15 protein-coding genes are annotated in these 16,273 nt (G+C 64.9%); 14 read left to right on the top strand and 1 reads right to left on the bottom strand.

Translation table 11 applies throughout. From position 1 onward, the window contains the following. The first annotated feature begins 86 nt into the window (after positions 1–86). The 12 genes from xylF to gabD all read left to right on the top strand — a co-directional run bounded on the left by xylF (position 87) and on the right by gabD (position 13,363). Positions 87–1,061, top strand: a complete 975-nt coding sequence (gene xylF / locus YQ44_RS26330; RefSeq protein WP_156895075.1) for a D-xylose ABC transporter substrate-binding protein — start codon at positions 87–89, stop codon at positions 1,059–1,061. A gap of 127 nt (positions 1,062–1,188) precedes the next feature. Continuing rightward, positions 1,189–2,766 carry a D-xylose ABC transporter ATP-binding protein gene (gene xylG / locus YQ44_RS26325; RefSeq protein ID WP_071325888.1) on the top strand — a complete coding sequence of 526 codons (1,578 nt, stop codon included), beginning with the start codon at positions 1,189–1,191 and terminating at the stop codon, positions 2,764–2,766. Then, positions 2,763–3,905, top strand: a complete 1,143-nt coding sequence (locus tag YQ44_RS26320) for a sugar ABC transporter permease (protein WP_071325887.1) — start codon at positions 2,763–2,765, stop codon at positions 3,903–3,905. Before xylG ends, YQ44_RS26320 begins: the two co-directional genes overlap by 4 nt. Positions 3,906–3,987: 82 nt before the next feature. After that, the gene (locus tag YQ44_RS26315) at positions 3,988–5,187 is read left to right on the top strand and encodes a XylR family transcriptional regulator (protein ID WP_071325886.1); all 1,200 of its coding nucleotides are present in this window, start codon (positions 3,988–3,990) and stop codon (positions 5,185–5,187) included. After that, on the top strand, positions 5,184–5,957 hold the full coding sequence (locus YQ44_RS26310) for an aldose epimerase family protein (RefSeq protein ID WP_071325885.1): 774 nt from the start codon (positions 5,184–5,186) through the stop codon (positions 5,955–5,957). Before YQ44_RS26315 ends, YQ44_RS26310 begins: the two co-directional genes overlap by 4 nt. Before the next feature lie 82 nt (positions 5,958–6,039). Next, positions 6,040–7,053, top strand: coding sequence for a 2-dehydro-3-deoxygalactonokinase (locus YQ44_RS26305; RefSeq protein ID WP_071325884.1), 1,014 nt, complete (start codon positions 6,040–6,042; stop codon positions 7,051–7,053). Continuing rightward, complete coding sequence (gene araD, locus YQ44_RS26300) at positions 7,050–8,780, top strand: L-arabinonate dehydratase (RefSeq protein WP_071325883.1); 1,731 nt, start codon at positions 7,050–7,052, stop codon at positions 8,778–8,780. Before YQ44_RS26305 ends, araD begins: the two co-directional genes overlap by 4 nt. A gap of 155 nt (positions 8,781–8,935) precedes the next feature. Further along, positions 8,936–9,829, top strand: coding sequence for an SMP-30/gluconolactonase/LRE family protein (locus tag YQ44_RS26295; protein WP_071325882.1), 894 nt, complete (start codon positions 8,936–8,938; stop codon positions 9,827–9,829). Between the two features lie 12 nt (positions 9,830–9,841). After that, complete coding sequence (locus YQ44_RS26290) at positions 9,842–10,495, top strand: bifunctional 2-keto-4-hydroxyglutarate aldolase/2-keto-3-deoxy-6-phosphogluconate aldolase (protein ID WP_071325881.1); 654 nt, start codon at positions 9,842–9,844, stop codon at positions 10,493–10,495. Positions 10,496–10,560: 65 nt separating this feature from the next. Next, entirely contained in the window at positions 10,561–10,983 is a 423-nt protein-coding gene (locus YQ44_RS26285; RefSeq protein ID WP_071325880.1) for a CoA-binding protein, read from the top strand. Beyond that, on the top strand, positions 10,980–11,822 hold the full coding sequence (locus tag YQ44_RS26280; protein ID WP_156894982.1) for a PPK2 family polyphosphate kinase: 843 nt from the start codon (positions 10,980–10,982) through the stop codon (positions 11,820–11,822). The genes YQ44_RS26285 and YQ44_RS26280 overlap by 4 nt, the downstream gene beginning before the upstream one ends. A gap of 80 nt (positions 11,823–11,902) precedes the next feature. Beyond that, positions 11,903–13,363, top strand: coding sequence for an NADP-dependent succinate-semialdehyde dehydrogenase (gene gabD / locus YQ44_RS26275; RefSeq protein ID WP_071325879.1), 1,461 nt, complete (start codon positions 11,903–11,905; stop codon positions 13,361–13,363). Positions 13,364–13,450: 87 nt separating this feature from the next. Here gabD and YQ44_RS26270 read toward each other — a convergent pair whose 3' ends face one another. Further along, positions 13,451–14,581 carry an extracellular catalytic domain type 2 short-chain-length polyhydroxyalkanoate depolymerase gene (locus tag YQ44_RS26270; protein WP_071325878.1) on the bottom strand — a complete coding sequence of 377 codons (1,131 nt, stop codon included), beginning with the start codon at positions 14,579–14,581 and terminating at the stop codon, positions 13,451–13,453. A gap of 184 nt (positions 14,582–14,765) precedes the next feature. Here YQ44_RS26270 and YQ44_RS26265 point away from each other — a divergent pair, with 184 nt between their 5' ends. Both YQ44_RS26265 and YQ44_RS26260 read left to right on the top strand, forming a co-directional pair. Continuing rightward, on the top strand, positions 14,766–15,365 hold the full coding sequence (locus YQ44_RS26265; protein ID WP_071326770.1) for a glutathione peroxidase: 600 nt from the start codon (positions 14,766–14,768) through the stop codon (positions 15,363–15,365). 120 nt (positions 15,366–15,485) lie between these two features. Next, on the top strand, positions 15,486–15,845 hold the full coding sequence (locus tag YQ44_RS26260; protein ID WP_071326769.1) for a DUF1428 domain-containing protein: 360 nt from the start codon (positions 15,486–15,488) through the stop codon (positions 15,843–15,845). The last annotated feature ends 428 nt before the right edge of the window (positions 15,846–16,273 follow it).

The raw sequence follows: 16,273 nt of genomic DNA, 5'->3' as shown, positions 1-16,273 counted from the left end.
GTTCGTTGTACCCCGCAGTTAAAAAAACGTAGTTAAAAAATCCAACAAGGAGACACGTAATGAACAAGATCATCAGTGCAGCCATCATGACCGCCATGCTGGCGTTGAGCAGCAGCGCCGCCCTGGCCGATGCGAAAAACCCGAAGATCGGCTTTTCCATCGACGATTTGCGCGTTGAGCGCTGGACGCGCGACCGCGATTTCTTCATCGCCGCCGCCGAAAAGCAGGGCGCCAAGGTCTTCGTGCAGTCGGCCGACGCCAGCGAGCAGCGCCAGATTTCGCAGATCGAAAACCTGATTTCGCGCGGCGTGGACGTGCTGGTGATCGTGCCGTTCAACGCCACGGTCCTCAACAACACCGTCAAGGAAGCAAAGAAGGCCGGCATCAAGGTGCTGTCGTATGACCGCCTGATCCTGAACGCCGATATCGACGCGTACATCTCGTTCGATAACGAGAAAGTGGGCGAAATGCAGGCCGAGGGCGTCGTCAAGCTGCAGCCGAAGGGCAATTACTACCTGCTGGGCGGCGCGCCGACGGACAACAATGCCAAGATGCTGCGCGAAGGCCAGCTGAAGGTCTTGAAGCCGTATATCGACAAGGGCGACATCAAGGTCGTCGGCCAGCAGTGGGTGAAGGACTGGAGCGCGTCGGAAGCGCTGTCCATCGTGGAAAACGCGCTGACGGCCAATAACAACAAGATCGACGCCATCGTCGCCTCGAACGACGGCACGGCCGGCGGCGCCATCCAGGCGCTGGCCGCGCAAAAACTGGCCGGCAAGGTACCGGTTTCGGGCCAGGATGCCGACCTGGCGGCGGTGAAACGCGTCATCGCCGGCACGCAGGCGATGACCGTCTACAAGCCGCTGAAAACCATCGCCGCCGAAGCGGCCAGGCTGGCCGTGCAACTGGCGCGCAATGAAAAGCCGGCCTACAACTCGAGCTATGACAACGGCCTGAAAAAAGTCAGCACCGTGCTGCTGAAACCGACGCCGCTGACCAAGGCGAACGTAAACATTCTCGTCGATGACGGCTTCTATACCAAGGCGCAGCTGGGTAACTGATTCGCCGCGCAATGTCCGGTGACGCGCTGCGCGCTAACCCGACCTACGTCAGCCCGTATATCGGCCGTAGGTCGGATTAGCGTAGCGTAATCCGGCATTTCCCCCCGTATCCGCAACGAGAGTGAGCATGTCCGACTATCTGCTTGAAATGAAAGGCATCGTCAAACAGTTTGGCGGTGTCCGCGCGCTCGACGGCATCGACCTGCAGGTGCGGGCCGGCGAATGCATCGGCCTGTGCGGCGAGAATGGCGCCGGCAAGTCGACCCTGATGAAGGTGCTGTCCGGCGTCTATCCGCATGGCAGCTGGGATGGCGAGATCCTGTGGGATGGCCAGCCGCTGCGCGCCGGATCGATCCGCGACACGGAAAGCGCCGGCATCATCATCATCCACCAGGAATTGATGCTGGTGCCGCAGCTGTCGGTAGCCGAGAATATCTTCATGGGCCGCGAGATCACCCTGCCCGGCGGGCGCATGCACTATGCGGCCATGTACCAGCGCGCCGACGAACTACTGCGCGAACTGAAGATTCCCGAACTGAACGTGGCGCTGCCCGTGATGAATTACGGCGGCGGCCACCAGCAGCTGGTGGAGATCGCCAAGGCGCTCAACAAGAATGCACGACTGCTGATCCTCGACGAGCCATCGTCGTCGCTGACGGCCTCGGAAATCGCCGTGCTGCTCGATATCCTGCGTGCCCTGAAAGCCAAGGGCGTCACCTGCATCTACATTTCGCACAAGCTCGATGAAGTGGCGGCCATCTGCGACACCATCGTCGTCATCCGCGACGGCAAGCATATCGCCACCACGCCCATGGCGCAGATGAATGTGGAGCGCATCATCGCGCAGATGGTGGGCCGCGAAATGAGCCAGCTGTATCCGCAGCGCTCGGCGGAGAAAAAGGCGGCGATTGGCGAGGTGCTGTTCGAGGCGCGCCACGTGAGCTGCATCGATGCCGATAATCCGCAGCGCAAGCGCGTCGACGATGTCTCGTTCAGCCTGCGCCGTGGCGAAATCCTCGGCATCGCCGGGCTGGTGGGGGCGGGGCGCACGGAACTCGTGTCGGCCCTGTTCGGCGCCTACCAGGGGCCTTGCCAGGCCGAAGTGTGGCTGGACGGGCGTCGTATCGACACCAGCTCGCCGCAAAAGGCCATCGCCATGGGACTGGCCATGGTGCCGGAAGACCGCAAGCACCACGGCATCGTGCCCGATCTCGACGTGGGGCAGAACATCACCCTGGCCGTGCTGGAGGAATTCGCGCGCGCCACGCGCATCGACGGCGAGGCGGAACTGGCGGCCGTGCGCGGCGAGATCGCGCAGCTGGAACTGAAGGCGGCCAGCCCGTCGCTGCCCATTACGAGCCTGTCGGGCGGCAACCAGCAAAAGGCCGTGCTGGCGAAGATGCTGCTGACGCGTCCGCGCGTGCTGATCCTCGACGAGCCCACGCGCGGCGTCGACGTGGGCGCCAAATATGAAATCTACAAATTGATGCTGGCGCTGGCCGACCAGGGCGTGGCCATCATCATGGTCTCGTCGGAGCTGGCCGAAGTGCTGGGCGTGTCCGACCGCGTGCTGGTGATGGGCGAAGGCCGGTTGCGCGGCGACTTTATCAACGAGGGCCTGAGCCAGGAAACCGTGCTGGCAGCGGCGCTGGACCAGCGTCCGGCGCCAGGCGCCAATACCGACCACAAGGAATCTGCCGCATGAAACCGCACAGTATCAAACAGCTGTTCACCCAATACAAGATGCTGGCCCTGCTGATCGCGGTCGCCCTGATCTGGGCCTTCTTTTCGTGGAAGACGGAGGGCAGTTTCCTCACGCCGCGCAACCTGTCGAACCTGCTGCGCCAGATGTCCGTCACCGGCATCCTCGCCTGTGGCATGGTGCTGGTGATTATCGCCGGCGAGATCGACCTGTCGATCGGCTCCCTGCTGGGGCTGTTGGGCGGCATCGCCGCCGTGCTGGACGTGACGCAGCACTGGCCGCTGGCGCTGAACCTGGCGGCGGTTCTCGGCTGCGGCCTGGTGATTGGCCTGCTCAACGGCTATCTGACGGCGTACCGCGGCATTCCGTCCTTCATCGTCGGCCTGGGCGGCATGCTCGCGTATCGCGGCATCCTGCTCGGCATCACGGGTGGCATCACGATCGCGCCCGTCTCCGAACCATTGGTGTACCTGGGACAGGGCTACCTGCCCGTGGTGCCCGGCATCGCGCTCGGCATCGGCCTGTTTCTGCTGGCCGCCTTCCTGACGTGGCGCGCGCGCGCCGGCCGCGCGCGGCATGGCTTGCCGCAGACGGCGGCGTGGATGGACGGCCTGCGCCTGGCCGTCATCGGCGCTGTGCTGTACGCCTTCGTGCAGACCCTGAATGGCTACGAGGGCATCCCGCTGCCGGTGCTGCTGTTGCTGGCGCTGCTGGGCCTGTTCAGCTACATCACCAGCCAGACCGTGTTCGGCCGCCGCATCTACGCCGTGGGCAGCAATATGGAGGCGACGCGCCTGTCCGGCATCAATGTGAAGGCCGTCAAGCTGTGGATCTTCGGCATCATGGGGCTGATGTGCGCACTGGCGGGCCTGATCAACACGGGCCGCCTGGCGGCCGGCTCGCCCTCGGCCGGCACCTTCAGCGAACTCGATGCCATCGCCGCCTGCTTCATCGGCGGCACTTCGATGCGCGGCGGCTCGGGCACGGTGTACGGCGCCCTGATCGGCGCCCTGGTGATGGCCAGCCTCGATAACGGCATGTCCATGCTGGACGTGGACACCTACTGGCAGATGATCGTGAAAGGCAGTATCCTCACCCTGGCCGTGTGGGTCGACGTCAGCACGCGTGCCGGACGCCGCTAAGGGGAAACCCCGAAAGGCCAGACTACGCCGCGCGGCCAGGGACGAAGATACGTTCCGGCTGCCACATGCAGGAGACACCAACATGAAGATGCCGACCGCGCACCGGATCGCGCTGCTGTTTAACGGTAATAAAATCTATGACCGCGACATCATCGCGGGCATCGCCGCCTACCTGAATACCACGCGCGTGTCCTGGGACCTGTTCCTGGAAGAGGATTTCCGCTGCCGCCTGCCCGGCATCGAGCACTGGCAGGGCGACGGCATCATCGCCGACTTCGACGATCCCGCCGTCTGCGCGGCGCTGGCGCACAGCAATGTGCCCGTGGTGGCCGTCGGCAGCTCGTATGCGCGCGAGGAAGACTACCCGGTCGGCATCCCGTACGTGGCGACCGACAACCTGAAAATCGTCAAGCTGGCCTACGACCACCTGGTCGAAGCGGGACTGACGCGCTTCGCCTGTTTCAGCCTGCCCGAGGCGGACGTCAACCGCTGGGCGCAAGAGCGAGAAACGGCGTTTTGCGCGCTGATGCAGCGCGACCACATGCGCGCCGACGTGTACCGTGGCCTGGCCACCAGCGCGCCCTCGTGGAACGAGGCGGTGGAGCAGCTGATCGCCTGGTTGAACAGCCTGGAAAAGCCCGTTGGCATCATCGCCGTCAGCGATGCGCGTGCGCGCCAACTGCTGCAGGCCTGCATGCATGCGGGGATCGCCGTGCCCGAGCAGGTGGCGCTGATCGGCATCGACAACGATCCGCTGGCGCGCATGCTCACGCGCATCCCCCTCAGTTCCGTGATCCAGGGCACGGAGGAAATGGGCCGCACGGCGGCGCACCTGCTGCACCAGATGCTCAATGGCATGCGCCTGTCCGGCACGCGCATCCTCGTGCCGCCGGCCGGCCTGAACGTGCTGGCGTCGACGCGCCACCAGCCTTTCCAGCACCCGCAGGTGATGCAGGCGCGCCATTTCATCCGCCAGTACGCCTGCCAGGGTATCAAGACGGAGCAGGTAGCCGATTACGTTGGCGTATCGCGCTCGTCGCTGGAAGCACACTTCCGGCAGGAGCTGGGACGCAGCGTGCATGACGAAATCCTGCATTTCAAGCTCGATGCGGCCAAGACCCTGCTGGCGCGCGAGCCGGGACAGGTGGCCGAGGTGGCCGTGCGCTGCGGCTTTACGACGGTGCAGTACATGCATGCCGTCTTCAAGCGCGAACTCGGCTGCACGCCGCGCGAATTCCAGCAGCGCAGCCGGCCCCCGCCTGCCTGCGAGTCCGCGGCGTGACGGCGCCGCACGTCCTGCGCAATGGGCGCGGCATGCGCGTGGCGGTCAGCGGCCATGATGCCGGACTGCAGTCCTGGTGGGCGCCGGACCGCTATGGACGCATGGCCGATGTGCTGGCTGTCTCGCCCCACGCCGCGCACCGGCAGGCGGGCTGGCAGTGCGAGGACGCTGCCGACGCCAGCCTGCGCTTGCGCCTGTCGCGCGAAGGGCTGTACGTCCGCCTGCACTATCAATTGAGTGACGACGGCAGCCTGCGCATCGAATGCGAGGCCGTGGCCGACAGCGTTTTTTGCATCGGCCTGCCGGCGCCGTCGTTCAACCTGCAGGGGCGCGGCGCGGGCGTGGGCGACCATGTGCTGCGCCTGGCCGCCGACCGCTACCGGCCAGGCGGCGCGGCGCAGGGCGGACCGCACGACGTGGCCGGCAGCGCCTTTGACTTTCGCCAGCCCGCGCCGCTCGGCGCGCGCCTCGCCTGGCCGGCACTGGCGGGGCAAGAGGGCTTCCGGCATGACTTTTTCCTGGCGGGCGGCGGCCGGCTGCAGGAGGCCGCCCGCGTCGCCGACCCCGCCTCGGGCCGGGTCCTGCGTTATTCCAGCGCGCAAGCGGGCCTGCAGCTGCGCTCGGACGCGCGCGGCATCTGCCTGGCCGCGCAAGACCTGGAACTGCAGCCGGGTCGGGCGGCGCGGGTCACTTTGCTCTACCGTTTGGGGGTACAGGATATCGACGCCTTTGACATATCGGAACCGATATCAATGGCGTTAAATAAGTGATTGGTCAGATATGCGGGGCAGTTCTACCATGAGGTAGTTTTTCCCCCTTTTTTCTTCCTTTACCGACGCTGCGAACCTGCCCATGAATATAGTCACCATCGATGCCGGCACCACCAATACGCGTACCCTGCTATGGCGCGACGGCCTTGTCGTCGCCCAGGCGCAGCAGGAAACGGGCGTGCGCAATACGGCCATCGACGGCCATAACGGCGCGCTGAAACAGGCGCTGCGCGAGACCATGGCCAGCGTGCTGGCCGGCGCCGGCATCGCGCCGTCCGCCGTGGAGCTGGTGCTGGCGTCAGGCATGATCAGCTCTCCGATGGGCGTGCAGGAAGTGCCGCATGTGCCGGCGCCGGCCGGCCTGGCGCAGCTGGCGCAAGCCATGCAGGCGGTCGACCTGCCCGACGTGCTGGCGCAACCCCTGTGGCTGATCCCCGGCGTGCGCAACCAGCATGGCGCCATCGGCCTGCATAACGTCGAAGCGATGGACATGATGCGCGGCGAGGAAACGGAAGTCGTCGGCCTGCTGCAGCGGTTGCAGTTGCGCGGCGCCGCCACCTTGATCATGCCCGGCTCGCATACCAAACTGGTCAGCGTGGACGAGCAGGGTCGCATCCTCGGCTGCGCCACCACGATTGCCGGCGAGCTGCTGCAAGCCATTTCGCAGCACACCCTGATCCGCCAGTCGCTCGACGGCGAATTTGCCGACGTGCTGGTGCCGAAGATGGTGCTGGCCGGCGCCGTCGCGGCGCAGAAGACGGGATTGGCGCGCGCCTGTTTCAGCGTGCGCACCCTGGGCCAGTTCAGCGCCGTCGAACGCAATGAACGGGCCAATTTCCTGATGGGCGCCGTGCTCAGCGGCGACCTGCTGGCGCTGCGCAACAGCACGGCCATCCAGATGCGGCCGGACACCACGCTCGTCATCACGGGCAAGCCGATGCTGCGCCAGGCGCTGACCCTGCTGATCGAGGAACACGGCTTCTTTTATGGCAAGCGCATCGTCGTCGACGACGCGCAGCAAGCGAACATGGCGGGCCATGGCGCTCTGCTGATCGCCGCCGCGCGCGGCTTGATTCCACTGTGGGAGGCCGCATGAGCGAGCTGAAAACGAAGCGCCCGCTGCGTTCGCACGCGTGGTTTGGCGGCGACGACAAGGACAGTTTCATTCACCGCAGCTGGATGAAGAACCAGGGCTATCCGAGCGACGCCTTCGATGGCCGGCCCGTGATCGGCATCTGCAATACCTGGTCCGAGCTGACGCCCTGCAATGGCCATTTCCGCGACCTGGCCGAAGCGGTCAAGAAAGGCGTGCTGGAAGCGGGCGGTTTTCCCGTCGAGTTTCCCGTCATGTCGCTGGGCGAATCGAACCTGCGTCCCACGGCCATGCTGTTCCGTAACCTGGCCAGCATGGACGTGGAAGAATCGATCCGCGCCAACCCGATCGACGGCGTGGTGCTGCTGACGGGCTGCGACAAGACGACGCCGGCGCTGCTGATGGGCGCGGCCAGCGTCGACTTGCCCACCATCGTGCTGTCGGGCGGCCCCATGCTCAACGGCAATTACCGTGGCCAGCCCATCGGCTCGGGCACGGACGTGTGGAAGTTTTCCGAGGACGTGCGCGCCGGGCGCATGACGCAGGCGCAGTTCCGCGAGGCCGAGTCGTGCATGTCGCGCTCTTCCGGCCACTGCATGACGATGGGCACGGCTTCCACCATGGCCAGCATGGTCGAAGCGCTGGGCGTGACCCTGCCCGGCAACGCGGCCATACCCGCCGTCGATGCGCGCCGCAGGCTGCAGGCCCAATTGACGGGCCGGCGCATCGTCGGCATGGTCGCGGAAGACCTGAAGCTGTCGCAGATCCTCACGCGCGCCGCGTTTGAAAACGCCATCATGGTCAATGGCGCCATCGGCGGCTCGACCAATGCAGTGATCCACCTGCTGGCCATCGCGGGACGCATCGGCGTGGACATGCAGCTGGGCGACTGGGACCGCCTGGGACGCGACATCCCGTGCCTGCTGAACCTGATGCCGTCGGGCCAGTACCTGATGGAGGATTTTTACTATGCGGGCGGCCTGCCCGTGATCATGCGCGACTTGCTGGGCAAGCTGCATGGCGAGGCGCTGACGGTGACGGGCGCTACCATTGCCGTCAACGTGGCCGAGGCGGAAAATTTCAATCCGCACGTGATCACGCCGCTGGCGCAGCCGTTCAAGGAAGAGGGCGGCATCGCCATCCTGCATGGCAATTTGGCGCCGCGCGGCGCCGTCATCAAGCCGTCTGCCGCCTCGCCCGCGCTGATGCAGCACCGTGGCCGCGCCATCGTCTTCAACAGCATCGAACACTATAAACAGCGCATCGACGATCCCACCCTCGACATCGACGCGGATTGCGTGATGGTGCTGCAAAATTGCGGCCCGCAGGGTTATCCGGGCATGGCGGAAGTGGGCAACATGGGATTGCCGAAAAAACTGCTGGAGCAGGGCGTGCGCGACATGGTGCGCATCTCGGATGCGCGCATGAGCGGCACGGCGTATGGCACGGTGGTGCTGCACGTGGCGCCGGAAGCGGCCGTGGGCGGGACGCTGGCGCTGGTGCGCGATGGCGACATGATCGAACTCGATGTGGAAGGCCGGCGCCTGCACCTGGACGTCGACGAGGCCGAACTGGCGCGCCGCCGCGCGCAATGGCGGGCGCCGGCGCCGGCCATGAAGGGCGGCTACCAGTCGATGTACATCAAGCACGTGACGCAGGCCGACGAAGGCGCGGACCTGGATTTCCTCGTCGGCTGCCGCGGTTCTGCCGTTCCACGCGAATCGCATTGATAGCGCACGATCAGACCTGCTGCGCGTCGTCATTTGCGGCCTCGATGCTCGCTGCCTCGGCGGCCCCGTGCTAAGCACCGTTGCGCGTCTCGGCCACAACGGACTTCCGCCCGCGACGGTTTCATCATGCGTTATACATAGTTAAAGGAAAAATGATGGGGACACAGGCTCAATTGCTGGTCGATGCACAGGATTATCTCGGCGAGGGCGTGCGCTGGTGCGAGCGCAGCGGCCGCGTTTTCTGGACGAATATCGAAGGCTGCCGGCTGCATGCGCTGCACCTGGCGACGGGCGAGCGCCAGAGCTGGGACATGCCCGAGCGCCTGGCCTGCTTCGCGCTGACGGACAGCGCCGACGTGCTGCTGCTGGGACTGGCTTCGCGTCTGGCGTGGTTTGACGCGCGTAGCGGGGCCGTCACGCCCTTGCACACGGTGGAGGGGGACTTGCCCATGACGCGCCTGAACGATGGCCGCTGCGACCGCCAGGGACGCTTTGTCTTCGGCACGCTGGATGAACGCCCGTGCCGCGACGCCATCGCCAGCTTCTACCGCCTCAACCTGGACCTGACCCTGGAACGGCTGCCGCTGCCGCGCATCGCCATTTCGAACAGCATCTGCTTCAGCGTCGATGGCACGGCCATGTATTTTTGCGATTCGATGAAGAAGGCGATCTATCGCTGGGATGACTACCTCGGTGGCGACGCCAGCCAGGTGCGCGTGTTTGCCGTGCTCGATCCGGGGCCCGGCGCGGCCGATGGCGCCACCATCGATGCCCACGACCACCTGTGGAGCGCGCAGTGGGGCGCGGGCAGGGTCTTGCGCTTCGCGCCGGACGGCAGCGTCGAGCGCAAGGTCAGCCTGCCCGTGTCGCAGCCCAGTTGCGTGAGCCTGGGCGGTCCCGACTATGACGAGCTGTTTGTGACGACGGCGCAGGAAACGCTGACGCCGGAGCAGCTGCAGCGCGAACCGCTGGCCGGCGGCTTGTTCCATGCGCGCCAGCCTGGCGTGCGCGGCCTGCCGGAAGTGCGCTTTGCAGCGCTGCCGGCCTGACAGGAGAGAGACATGGACAAGCATACGGTTTTCCAGGCCATCATCGAGCGGGGCATGGTGGGCATCGTGCGCGCCGGTGCGCCCGATGCGGCGCTGCAGATTGCCGAGGCATGCATCGCCGGCGGCATCACGGCATTGGAAGTGGCGTTTACCACGCCCGATACCCTGGGCGTGCTGCGCACCCTGCGCGAACGCCATGGAGACGAGGTGCTGCTGGGCGCGGGCACCGTGCTCGACGCCGAGACGGCGCGCGCGGCCATCCTGGCCGGCGCCCAGTTCATCATCTCGCCCGGCGTGAACGTGGACACCATACGCCTGTGCCAGCGCTACCAGGTGCTGGCCATGCCGGGCGCGATGACGCCGACGGAAATCGTCACGGCCCTGCAGGCGGGCGCCGACATCGTCAAGGTCTTCCCCGCCGAGATGTTCGGCCCCGCCTACATCAGGGCCCTGCGCGCACCGCTGCCGCAAGCGCCGTTGATGCCGACGGGCGGCGTCACCGTGGAGAACCTGGGCGACTGGTTTGCCAGCGGCGCCGTGGCGGTGGGCATCGGCAGCAGCCTGAGTGGCCCGGGCGCCACGGGCGACTATGCGGCCGTGACGGCGCGCGCGCAAGCCTTCGTGGCGAAGATGGCGGCCGTGCGTACGCCTAGGTCTTCAGGCTAGCTCCCGCCGGACCGGGAATCTGCTACGCTAGGCGGGCAATGTCGCACGCCTGACCATAGAAAAATATGTCCAACATCGCCCGCATCCTGCAAGACAGCCGCATCATCGCCATCGTCGGCATGTCCGACAAGCCGGAACGCGCCAGCCACGAGGTGGCCGATTATCTGCTGCGGCACGGCTACCGCGTACTGCCCGTCAATCCGGCCCTCGCCGGCCAGCAGGTGCTGGGCCAGCGTGCCTACGCTACCCTGACCGAGGCCGCAGCGGCCGTGGCGCCGGCGCGCATCGATATCGTCGACTGCTTCCGCAAGTCGGCAGATATTCTGCCCATCGCCGAGGAAGCCATCGCCGTCAAGGCCGGCTGTTTGTGGCTGCAGCTGGAGGTGGTCAACGAACAGGCGGCCCAACTGGCGCGCGCGGCGGGGCTGGACGTGGTGATGGACCGCTGCACAAAAATTGAGCACCGCAAGCTGGCGGTGGCGGCATGAAGGCGCGCACGCAGTTCCGTGCCGGCAAGGACTTCGATCTGCACGAGGATGTTGCGGGCAAGCGCTTGCTGGGCGCCGCCACCAAGGCGGCGAATAAAAAACTGACGCCAGCCCAGTGCAAGGCCATCGATCGCGAGGAAACCGTGGCGCTGACGGCGCAGATCGCCGAGTGCCAGAGCATGCTGTACGCGCAGCACAAGAAAAAAGTGCTGCTGGTCCTGCAGGGCATGGATACCTCGGGCAAGGATGGCACGGTGAAGGCCATCTTCAGCAATATCAACCCGATGGGCATCCGCGCCGTGGCGTTTAAGGGGCCGACCGATATCGAACTGGCGCACGATTACCTGTGGCGCGTGCACCAGCACGTGCCGGTGAAGGGTGAGATTGCCATCTTCAACCGCAGCCACTACGAGGATGTGCTGATCACGCGCGTGCAGGACATGATCGACAAGGCCGAATGCCAGCGCCGCTATGCGCAGATCCGCGATTTCGAGCGCATGCTGAGCGAAACGGGCACCGTCATCCTGAAGATCTTCCTGCATATCTCGAAGGACGAGCAGCGCGGGCGGCTGCAGGAAAGGCTCGACGATCCGGACCGCCAGTGGAAGTTCGATCCCAACGATATCGCCCAGCGCAAGAAGTGGGATGCGTACCAGCGCGCCTATGAAACGGCGATCCGCGAGACCGATGCCGACCATGCGCCCTGGTATGTGGTGCCGTCGAATTCCAAGACCCAGCGCAACCTGGTGGTGGCCTCGTTGCTGCTGGAAACCCTGCAGGGCATGAAGCTGGCCTATCCGCCGCCCGACCCGAAGCTGTCGTCTTTCAAGGTCGAGTAAATCCGCGCCGCGCCTGCGAAATCGGCCGCGCTGTGGCATAGTATCCCCCGTCGATAATTCAAACCAGACCGGAGATCCATATGCTGCAGTTGAAAGATCCAACCTTGTTGCGTCACCAGGCTTACTTGAACGGAGCCTGGGTTGACGCCGACGCTGGCCAGACGATTAATGTGAGCAATCCCGCCACCGGCGAGCATATCGGCACAGTGCCCCTGATGGGCGCAGCCGAGACGCGCCGCGCCATCGAAGCGGCCAACGCCGCCTGGCCAGCCTGGCGCAAGAAGACGGCCAAGGAGCGCGCGGCCGTGCTGCGCCGCTGGCATGACCTGATCCTGGAAAACGCCGACGACCTGGCCCTCATCATGACCACCGAGCAGGGCAAGCCGCTGCCCGAGGCGAAGGGCGAGGTGCAGTTCGGCGCCTCGTTCATCGAATGGTTTGCCGAAGAGGGCAAGCGCGTCTCCGGTGATACCCTGCAGTCGCCATGGCCGGACCGCCGCCTGGTGGTGACCAAGGAACCGATCGGCGTGTGCGCCGCCATCACGCCGTGGAATTTCCCCGCCGCCATGATTACGCGCAAAGTCGGCCCGGCCCTGGCCGCCGGCTGCCCGATGGTCTTGAAACCTGCCGAAGCGACGCCGTTTTCCGCGCTGGCGCTGGCCGTGCTGGCCGAGCGCGCGGGCGTGCCTGCGGGCGTGTTCAGCATCGTCACCGGCGCGCCGAAAGACATCGGCGGCGAGATGACGTCGAATCCGATCGTGCGCAAGCTGACGTTTACGGGGTCGACCCAGGTGGGCCGCCTGCTGGCCGAGCAATGCGCGCCGACGATCAAGAAACTGTCGCTGGAACTGGGCGGCAATGCGCCGTTCATCGTCTTCGACGATGCCGACCTCGATGCGGCCGTGGAAGGCGCCATCGCCTCGAAATACCGCAACGCGGGCCAGACCTGCGTCTGCGCCAACCGCCTGTACGTGCAGGACGGCGTGTATGAAGCGTTCGCCGAAAAACTGGTGGCGGCCGTGGCCAAGCTGAAGGTCGGCAACGGCATCGAGGCGGGCGTCACGCAAGGTCCGCTGATCGATGGCAAGGCCGTCGCCAAGGTGGAAGAGCACGTGGCCGACGCGCTGGCCAAGGGCGGTCGCCTGCTGGCCGGCGGCAAGCGTCACGCGCTGGGCAATGGCTTCTTCGAGCCGACCATCATCGCCGACGTGACGAACGACATGCGCGTGGCCACCGAGGAAACCTTCGGCCCGCTGGCGCCGCTGTTCCGCTTCAAGACGGACGATGAAGTCGTGGCCCTGGCCAACAACACGGAATTTGGCCTGGCCGCCTACTTCTATTCGCGCGACATCGGCCGCATCTGGCGCGTGGCCGAAGGCCTGGAGACAGGCATGGTCGGCGTCAACACGGGCCTGATCTCGAACGAGATCGCGCCCTTCGGCGGCGTCAAGCAATCGGGCCTGGGCCGCGAAGGGTCGACCTACGGTATCGAAGACTACCTGGTCATCAAGTACATCTGCATGGGCGGTATCGATGCTTGATTGACGCTGCTGCGCGGCGCGCTTTCCGGATGGCGATACAGCCCCGGCACCGCGCGCCACGCTTTGCGCCAGCATCCGCGACGGTCGTTATTGACGGCTGTTGCGCGCCGCTCCCAGACGGTCCAGCATGCGCTTGACCGCATCCATCTGCGTGCCGCTGCGGGTGTAGAAATTCGGATCGAGGGGGTTGAGGCTGGTATAGCCCCAGAAATCCCAGCAGCCTTTCGGGTTGTAGGGGAAGACGGGGCTCGGTTCGGCCTGCGGATACAGCACGATGATCTTGTTGGCGTCGGCCACCTGGTTGTAGCCGGTGCTGGTGTAGAACCGGTTGCCGATCGCCTGCGTCGTTTGCAGGCAGCCGTGGAAGACCACGTGCACGCGGCAGCTTTCGCTGTCGCACGCTTTCGGAATGTAGGCATAGGCCGTGTTGTTCATGCTCGAGTACGAGTTCCGGATGAAGCTGCGCTGGTTGAAGGAAATCAGCTTGCCCGTCAGGGTGGTCGACGAGGGCAGCAGGTCCGGGTACAGGTGCTGCAGGATGTCGCGCGCCTGCACGAAGTCGCAGTCGTTGATGAACGGCGACGCCGTCACATCGCAGGCCTTGTCCTGGTTGTTGTCGGTGATGATGGCATGGCCCGCATTGACCGTGTCGACGAAGCGGATTTGCGCCGTCGGCGTGCCCGCCAGTTCATAGAATTTCCCCACCTGCTCCACCACCGGCCGCGTCACGGTCTGGTCTTTCGTTCCGCTGAACAGATACACGCGCTGGCGTTTCAGGTTGGCCGTATCGTCGATCAGGCGGGCGCGCGCGAAATCGTTCGCCGCGCGCAGCAATTCGCTGGCCACGGGCGGCGCGACGTGCGCGGAATCCGGATTCATGCAGGTGCCCAGGGCGTTCGTCAGGTAGGGGATGTAGGGGAAGCTGCCCGGCTGGCCCGAGCAGAAATACGGGCCGCCCGCGATGATGCCGGCGCCGGTCACGGTGGATGAATAGGCGACGGCAAATTGCGCCGCCATGAAGGCGCCCGAGGACAGGCCGGAAACGGTCGTCTGGCTCAGGTCGGCCTGGTAGGCGGGCAGGGCGGGCGCGTCGCCCGTCGCGGCGGCCTGCGCCTTGGCCTTGGTGGCGGTGACGGCATGCGCGCCGCCGGGTGCGAAGGTGAACAGGCAGGCGGCCAGCAGGGCGCCGGTTGGTGTCGCTAGTTGCGGGAAGGGCATGGCTACTCCACAGGGCAATGAAACAGGGATGGGAAAGGCCGAGCATAGGTAAAAATGCTGTGCCGTGGGCAAGTACTGCGCTGGCCTTGATGTCGCTCAAGGAATCGCTGTTGTTGTTCGTCTCATACGTGCGCGCGGCGTTTGGCATAGAATGGTTCTTTTTCTTACCACCATGGTGCCCTTCATGTCCAAGACCCTTGCCCAGCTGTTCGCGCTGACCACCCTCGCTGCCAGTGCCAGTCTGGCCATGCCGGCCCATGCTGCCGATGCGGCTACCGCTGCGAGCGCCGCTGCGCCAGCGGCCTGCCCTGCCATCCTCAAGCAGACGTTCAACCGCCTGCAGGATGAAGCGCCGCAAAACCTGTGCCAGTATGCGGGCAAGGTCGTGTTGGTGGTAAATACGGCAAGTTATTGTGGTTTTACCAATCAATACGAAGGACTCGAGGCGCTGTATGCGAAGTACGGCAGCAAGGGCCTGGTCGTGCTGGGTTTCCCGTCGAACGATTTCGGCAAGCAGGAACCGGGCAACAGCAAGGAAATCGCCGATTTTTGCTACAACACCTATGGCGTGAAGTTCCCCATGTTCGCCAAATCGGTGGTGTCCGGCCCGACGCCGAACCCGCTGTACGTGGACCTGATCAAGCAGACGGGCAAGACGCCGGCCTGGAATTTCCATAAGTACCTGATCGACCGCCATGGCAAAGTGGTGGAAAGCTTCCCCAGCAAGGTGGCGCCGGACGATAAAAAGCTCGTGGGCGCCGTCGAAAAAGCGCTGGCGCTGTAAGCCGCCGATACAAAAGCAGGCCAGGCGCCTGCTTTTTTTTAATGTTGCGCTTGTCGTCTTGCCATCATTGTCCTAAGCTGGTTGTTCGCGTTTGTCAAAACAACCATCAAGGAGATCATCATGGCGTATGTCGATGGATTTGTCGTTCCCGTACCGCAAGCCAAGCTCGATGCTTACCTGGCCATGTCGCGCGCCTGTGGCGCCGTCTGGCGCGAATATGGCGCGCTGGAATTTCGCGAATGCGTGGGCGACGATGTCAAGCCGGGCAAATGGACTTCGTTTCCACAGGCGGTGGATTTGCAGGATGGCGAAGTGGTGGTGTTTTCCTGGATCGTTTACGAGTCGCGCGCCAAGCGCGATGAAATCAACGACAAGGTCATGAAAGACCCGCGCCTGGCCGAGATGATGGATCCGGCCAAGCTGCCTTTCGATGGCAAGCGCATGATCTACGGCGGTTATGAAATGCGCATCGACGCCTAGCGGCTGAAACAGTCCATGGCCGCGTTGCAGTGCCTCGCCGTGCAGTTGCACTGCCTTCGGCGCTGCGCCTTGCCCTGAACTGTTTCAGGTTGCAGAGTCCATGGCGGCGTTGCCATGCCGTGTCGGGCGGTTGCAGGGCCTTCGGCGCTGCGCCTTGCCCTGGACTGTTTCAGGTTGCAGGAGTCCATGGCGGCATTGCCACGCCTTGTCGGGCGGTTGCAGGGCCTTCGGCGCTGTGCCTTGCCCTGGACTGTTTCAGGTTGCAGGAGTCCATGGCGGCATTGCCACGCCTTGTCGGGCGGTTGCAGGGCCTTCGGCGCTGCGCCTTGCCCTGAACTGTTTCAGGTTGCAGGAGTTCATGGCGGTGTTGCCAGGCCTCGCCGTGCGGTTGCAGGGCCTTCGGCGCTGCGCCTTGTCCTGAACTGTTT

This window comes from Janthinobacterium sp. 1_2014MBL_MicDiv, assembly GCF_001865675.1.
GTDB lineage: Bacteria > Pseudomonadota > Gammaproteobacteria > Burkholderiales > Burkholderiaceae_D > Janthinobacterium.
Note: the sequence above shows the minus strand (reverse complement) of the source record. Positions and strands in the feature narration are given on the sequence as shown.

Coding starts and splice junctions, on each gene's coding strand:
- YQ44_RS26290 (WP_071325881.1), top strand. CDS start 9,842: ATGGACAAGCATACGGTTTTCCAGGCCATCATCGAGCGGGGCATGGTG.
- YQ44_RS26315 (WP_071325886.1), top strand. CDS start 3,988: ATGAAGATGCCGACCGCGCACCGGATCGCGCTGCTGTTTAACGGTAAT.
- YQ44_RS26320 (WP_071325887.1), top strand. CDS start 2,763: ATGAAACCGCACAGTATCAAACAGCTGTTCACCCAATACAAGATGCTG.
- xylF (WP_156895075.1), top strand. CDS start 87: ATGACCGCCATGCTGGCGTTGAGCAGCAGCGCCGCCCTGGCCGATGCG.
- YQ44_RS26260 (WP_071326769.1), top strand. CDS start 15,486: ATGGCGTATGTCGATGGATTTGTCGTTCCCGTACCGCAAGCCAAGCTC.
- xylG (WP_071325888.1), top strand. CDS start 1,189: ATGTCCGACTATCTGCTTGAAATGAAAGGCATCGTCAAACAGTTTGGC.
- YQ44_RS26280 (WP_156894982.1), top strand. CDS start 10,980: ATGAAGGCGCGCACGCAGTTCCGTGCCGGCAAGGACTTCGATCTGCAC.
- YQ44_RS26285 (WP_071325880.1), top strand. CDS start 10,561: ATGTCCAACATCGCCCGCATCCTGCAAGACAGCCGCATCATCGCCATC.
- YQ44_RS26305 (WP_071325884.1), top strand. CDS start 6,040: ATGAATATAGTCACCATCGATGCCGGCACCACCAATACGCGTACCCTG.
- YQ44_RS26265 (WP_071326770.1), top strand. CDS start 14,766: ATGTCCAAGACCCTTGCCCAGCTGTTCGCGCTGACCACCCTCGCTGCC.
- gabD (WP_071325879.1), top strand. CDS start 11,903: ATGCTGCAGTTGAAAGATCCAACCTTGTTGCGTCACCAGGCTTACTTG.
- araD (WP_071325883.1), top strand. CDS start 7,050: ATGAGCGAGCTGAAAACGAAGCGCCCGCTGCGTTCGCACGCGTGGTTT.
- YQ44_RS26295 (WP_071325882.1), top strand. CDS start 8,936: ATGGGGACACAGGCTCAATTGCTGGTCGATGCACAGGATTATCTCGGC.
- YQ44_RS26270 (WP_071325878.1), bottom strand. CDS start 14,581: ATGCCCTTCCCGCAACTAGCGACACCAACCGGCGCCCTGCTGGCCGCC.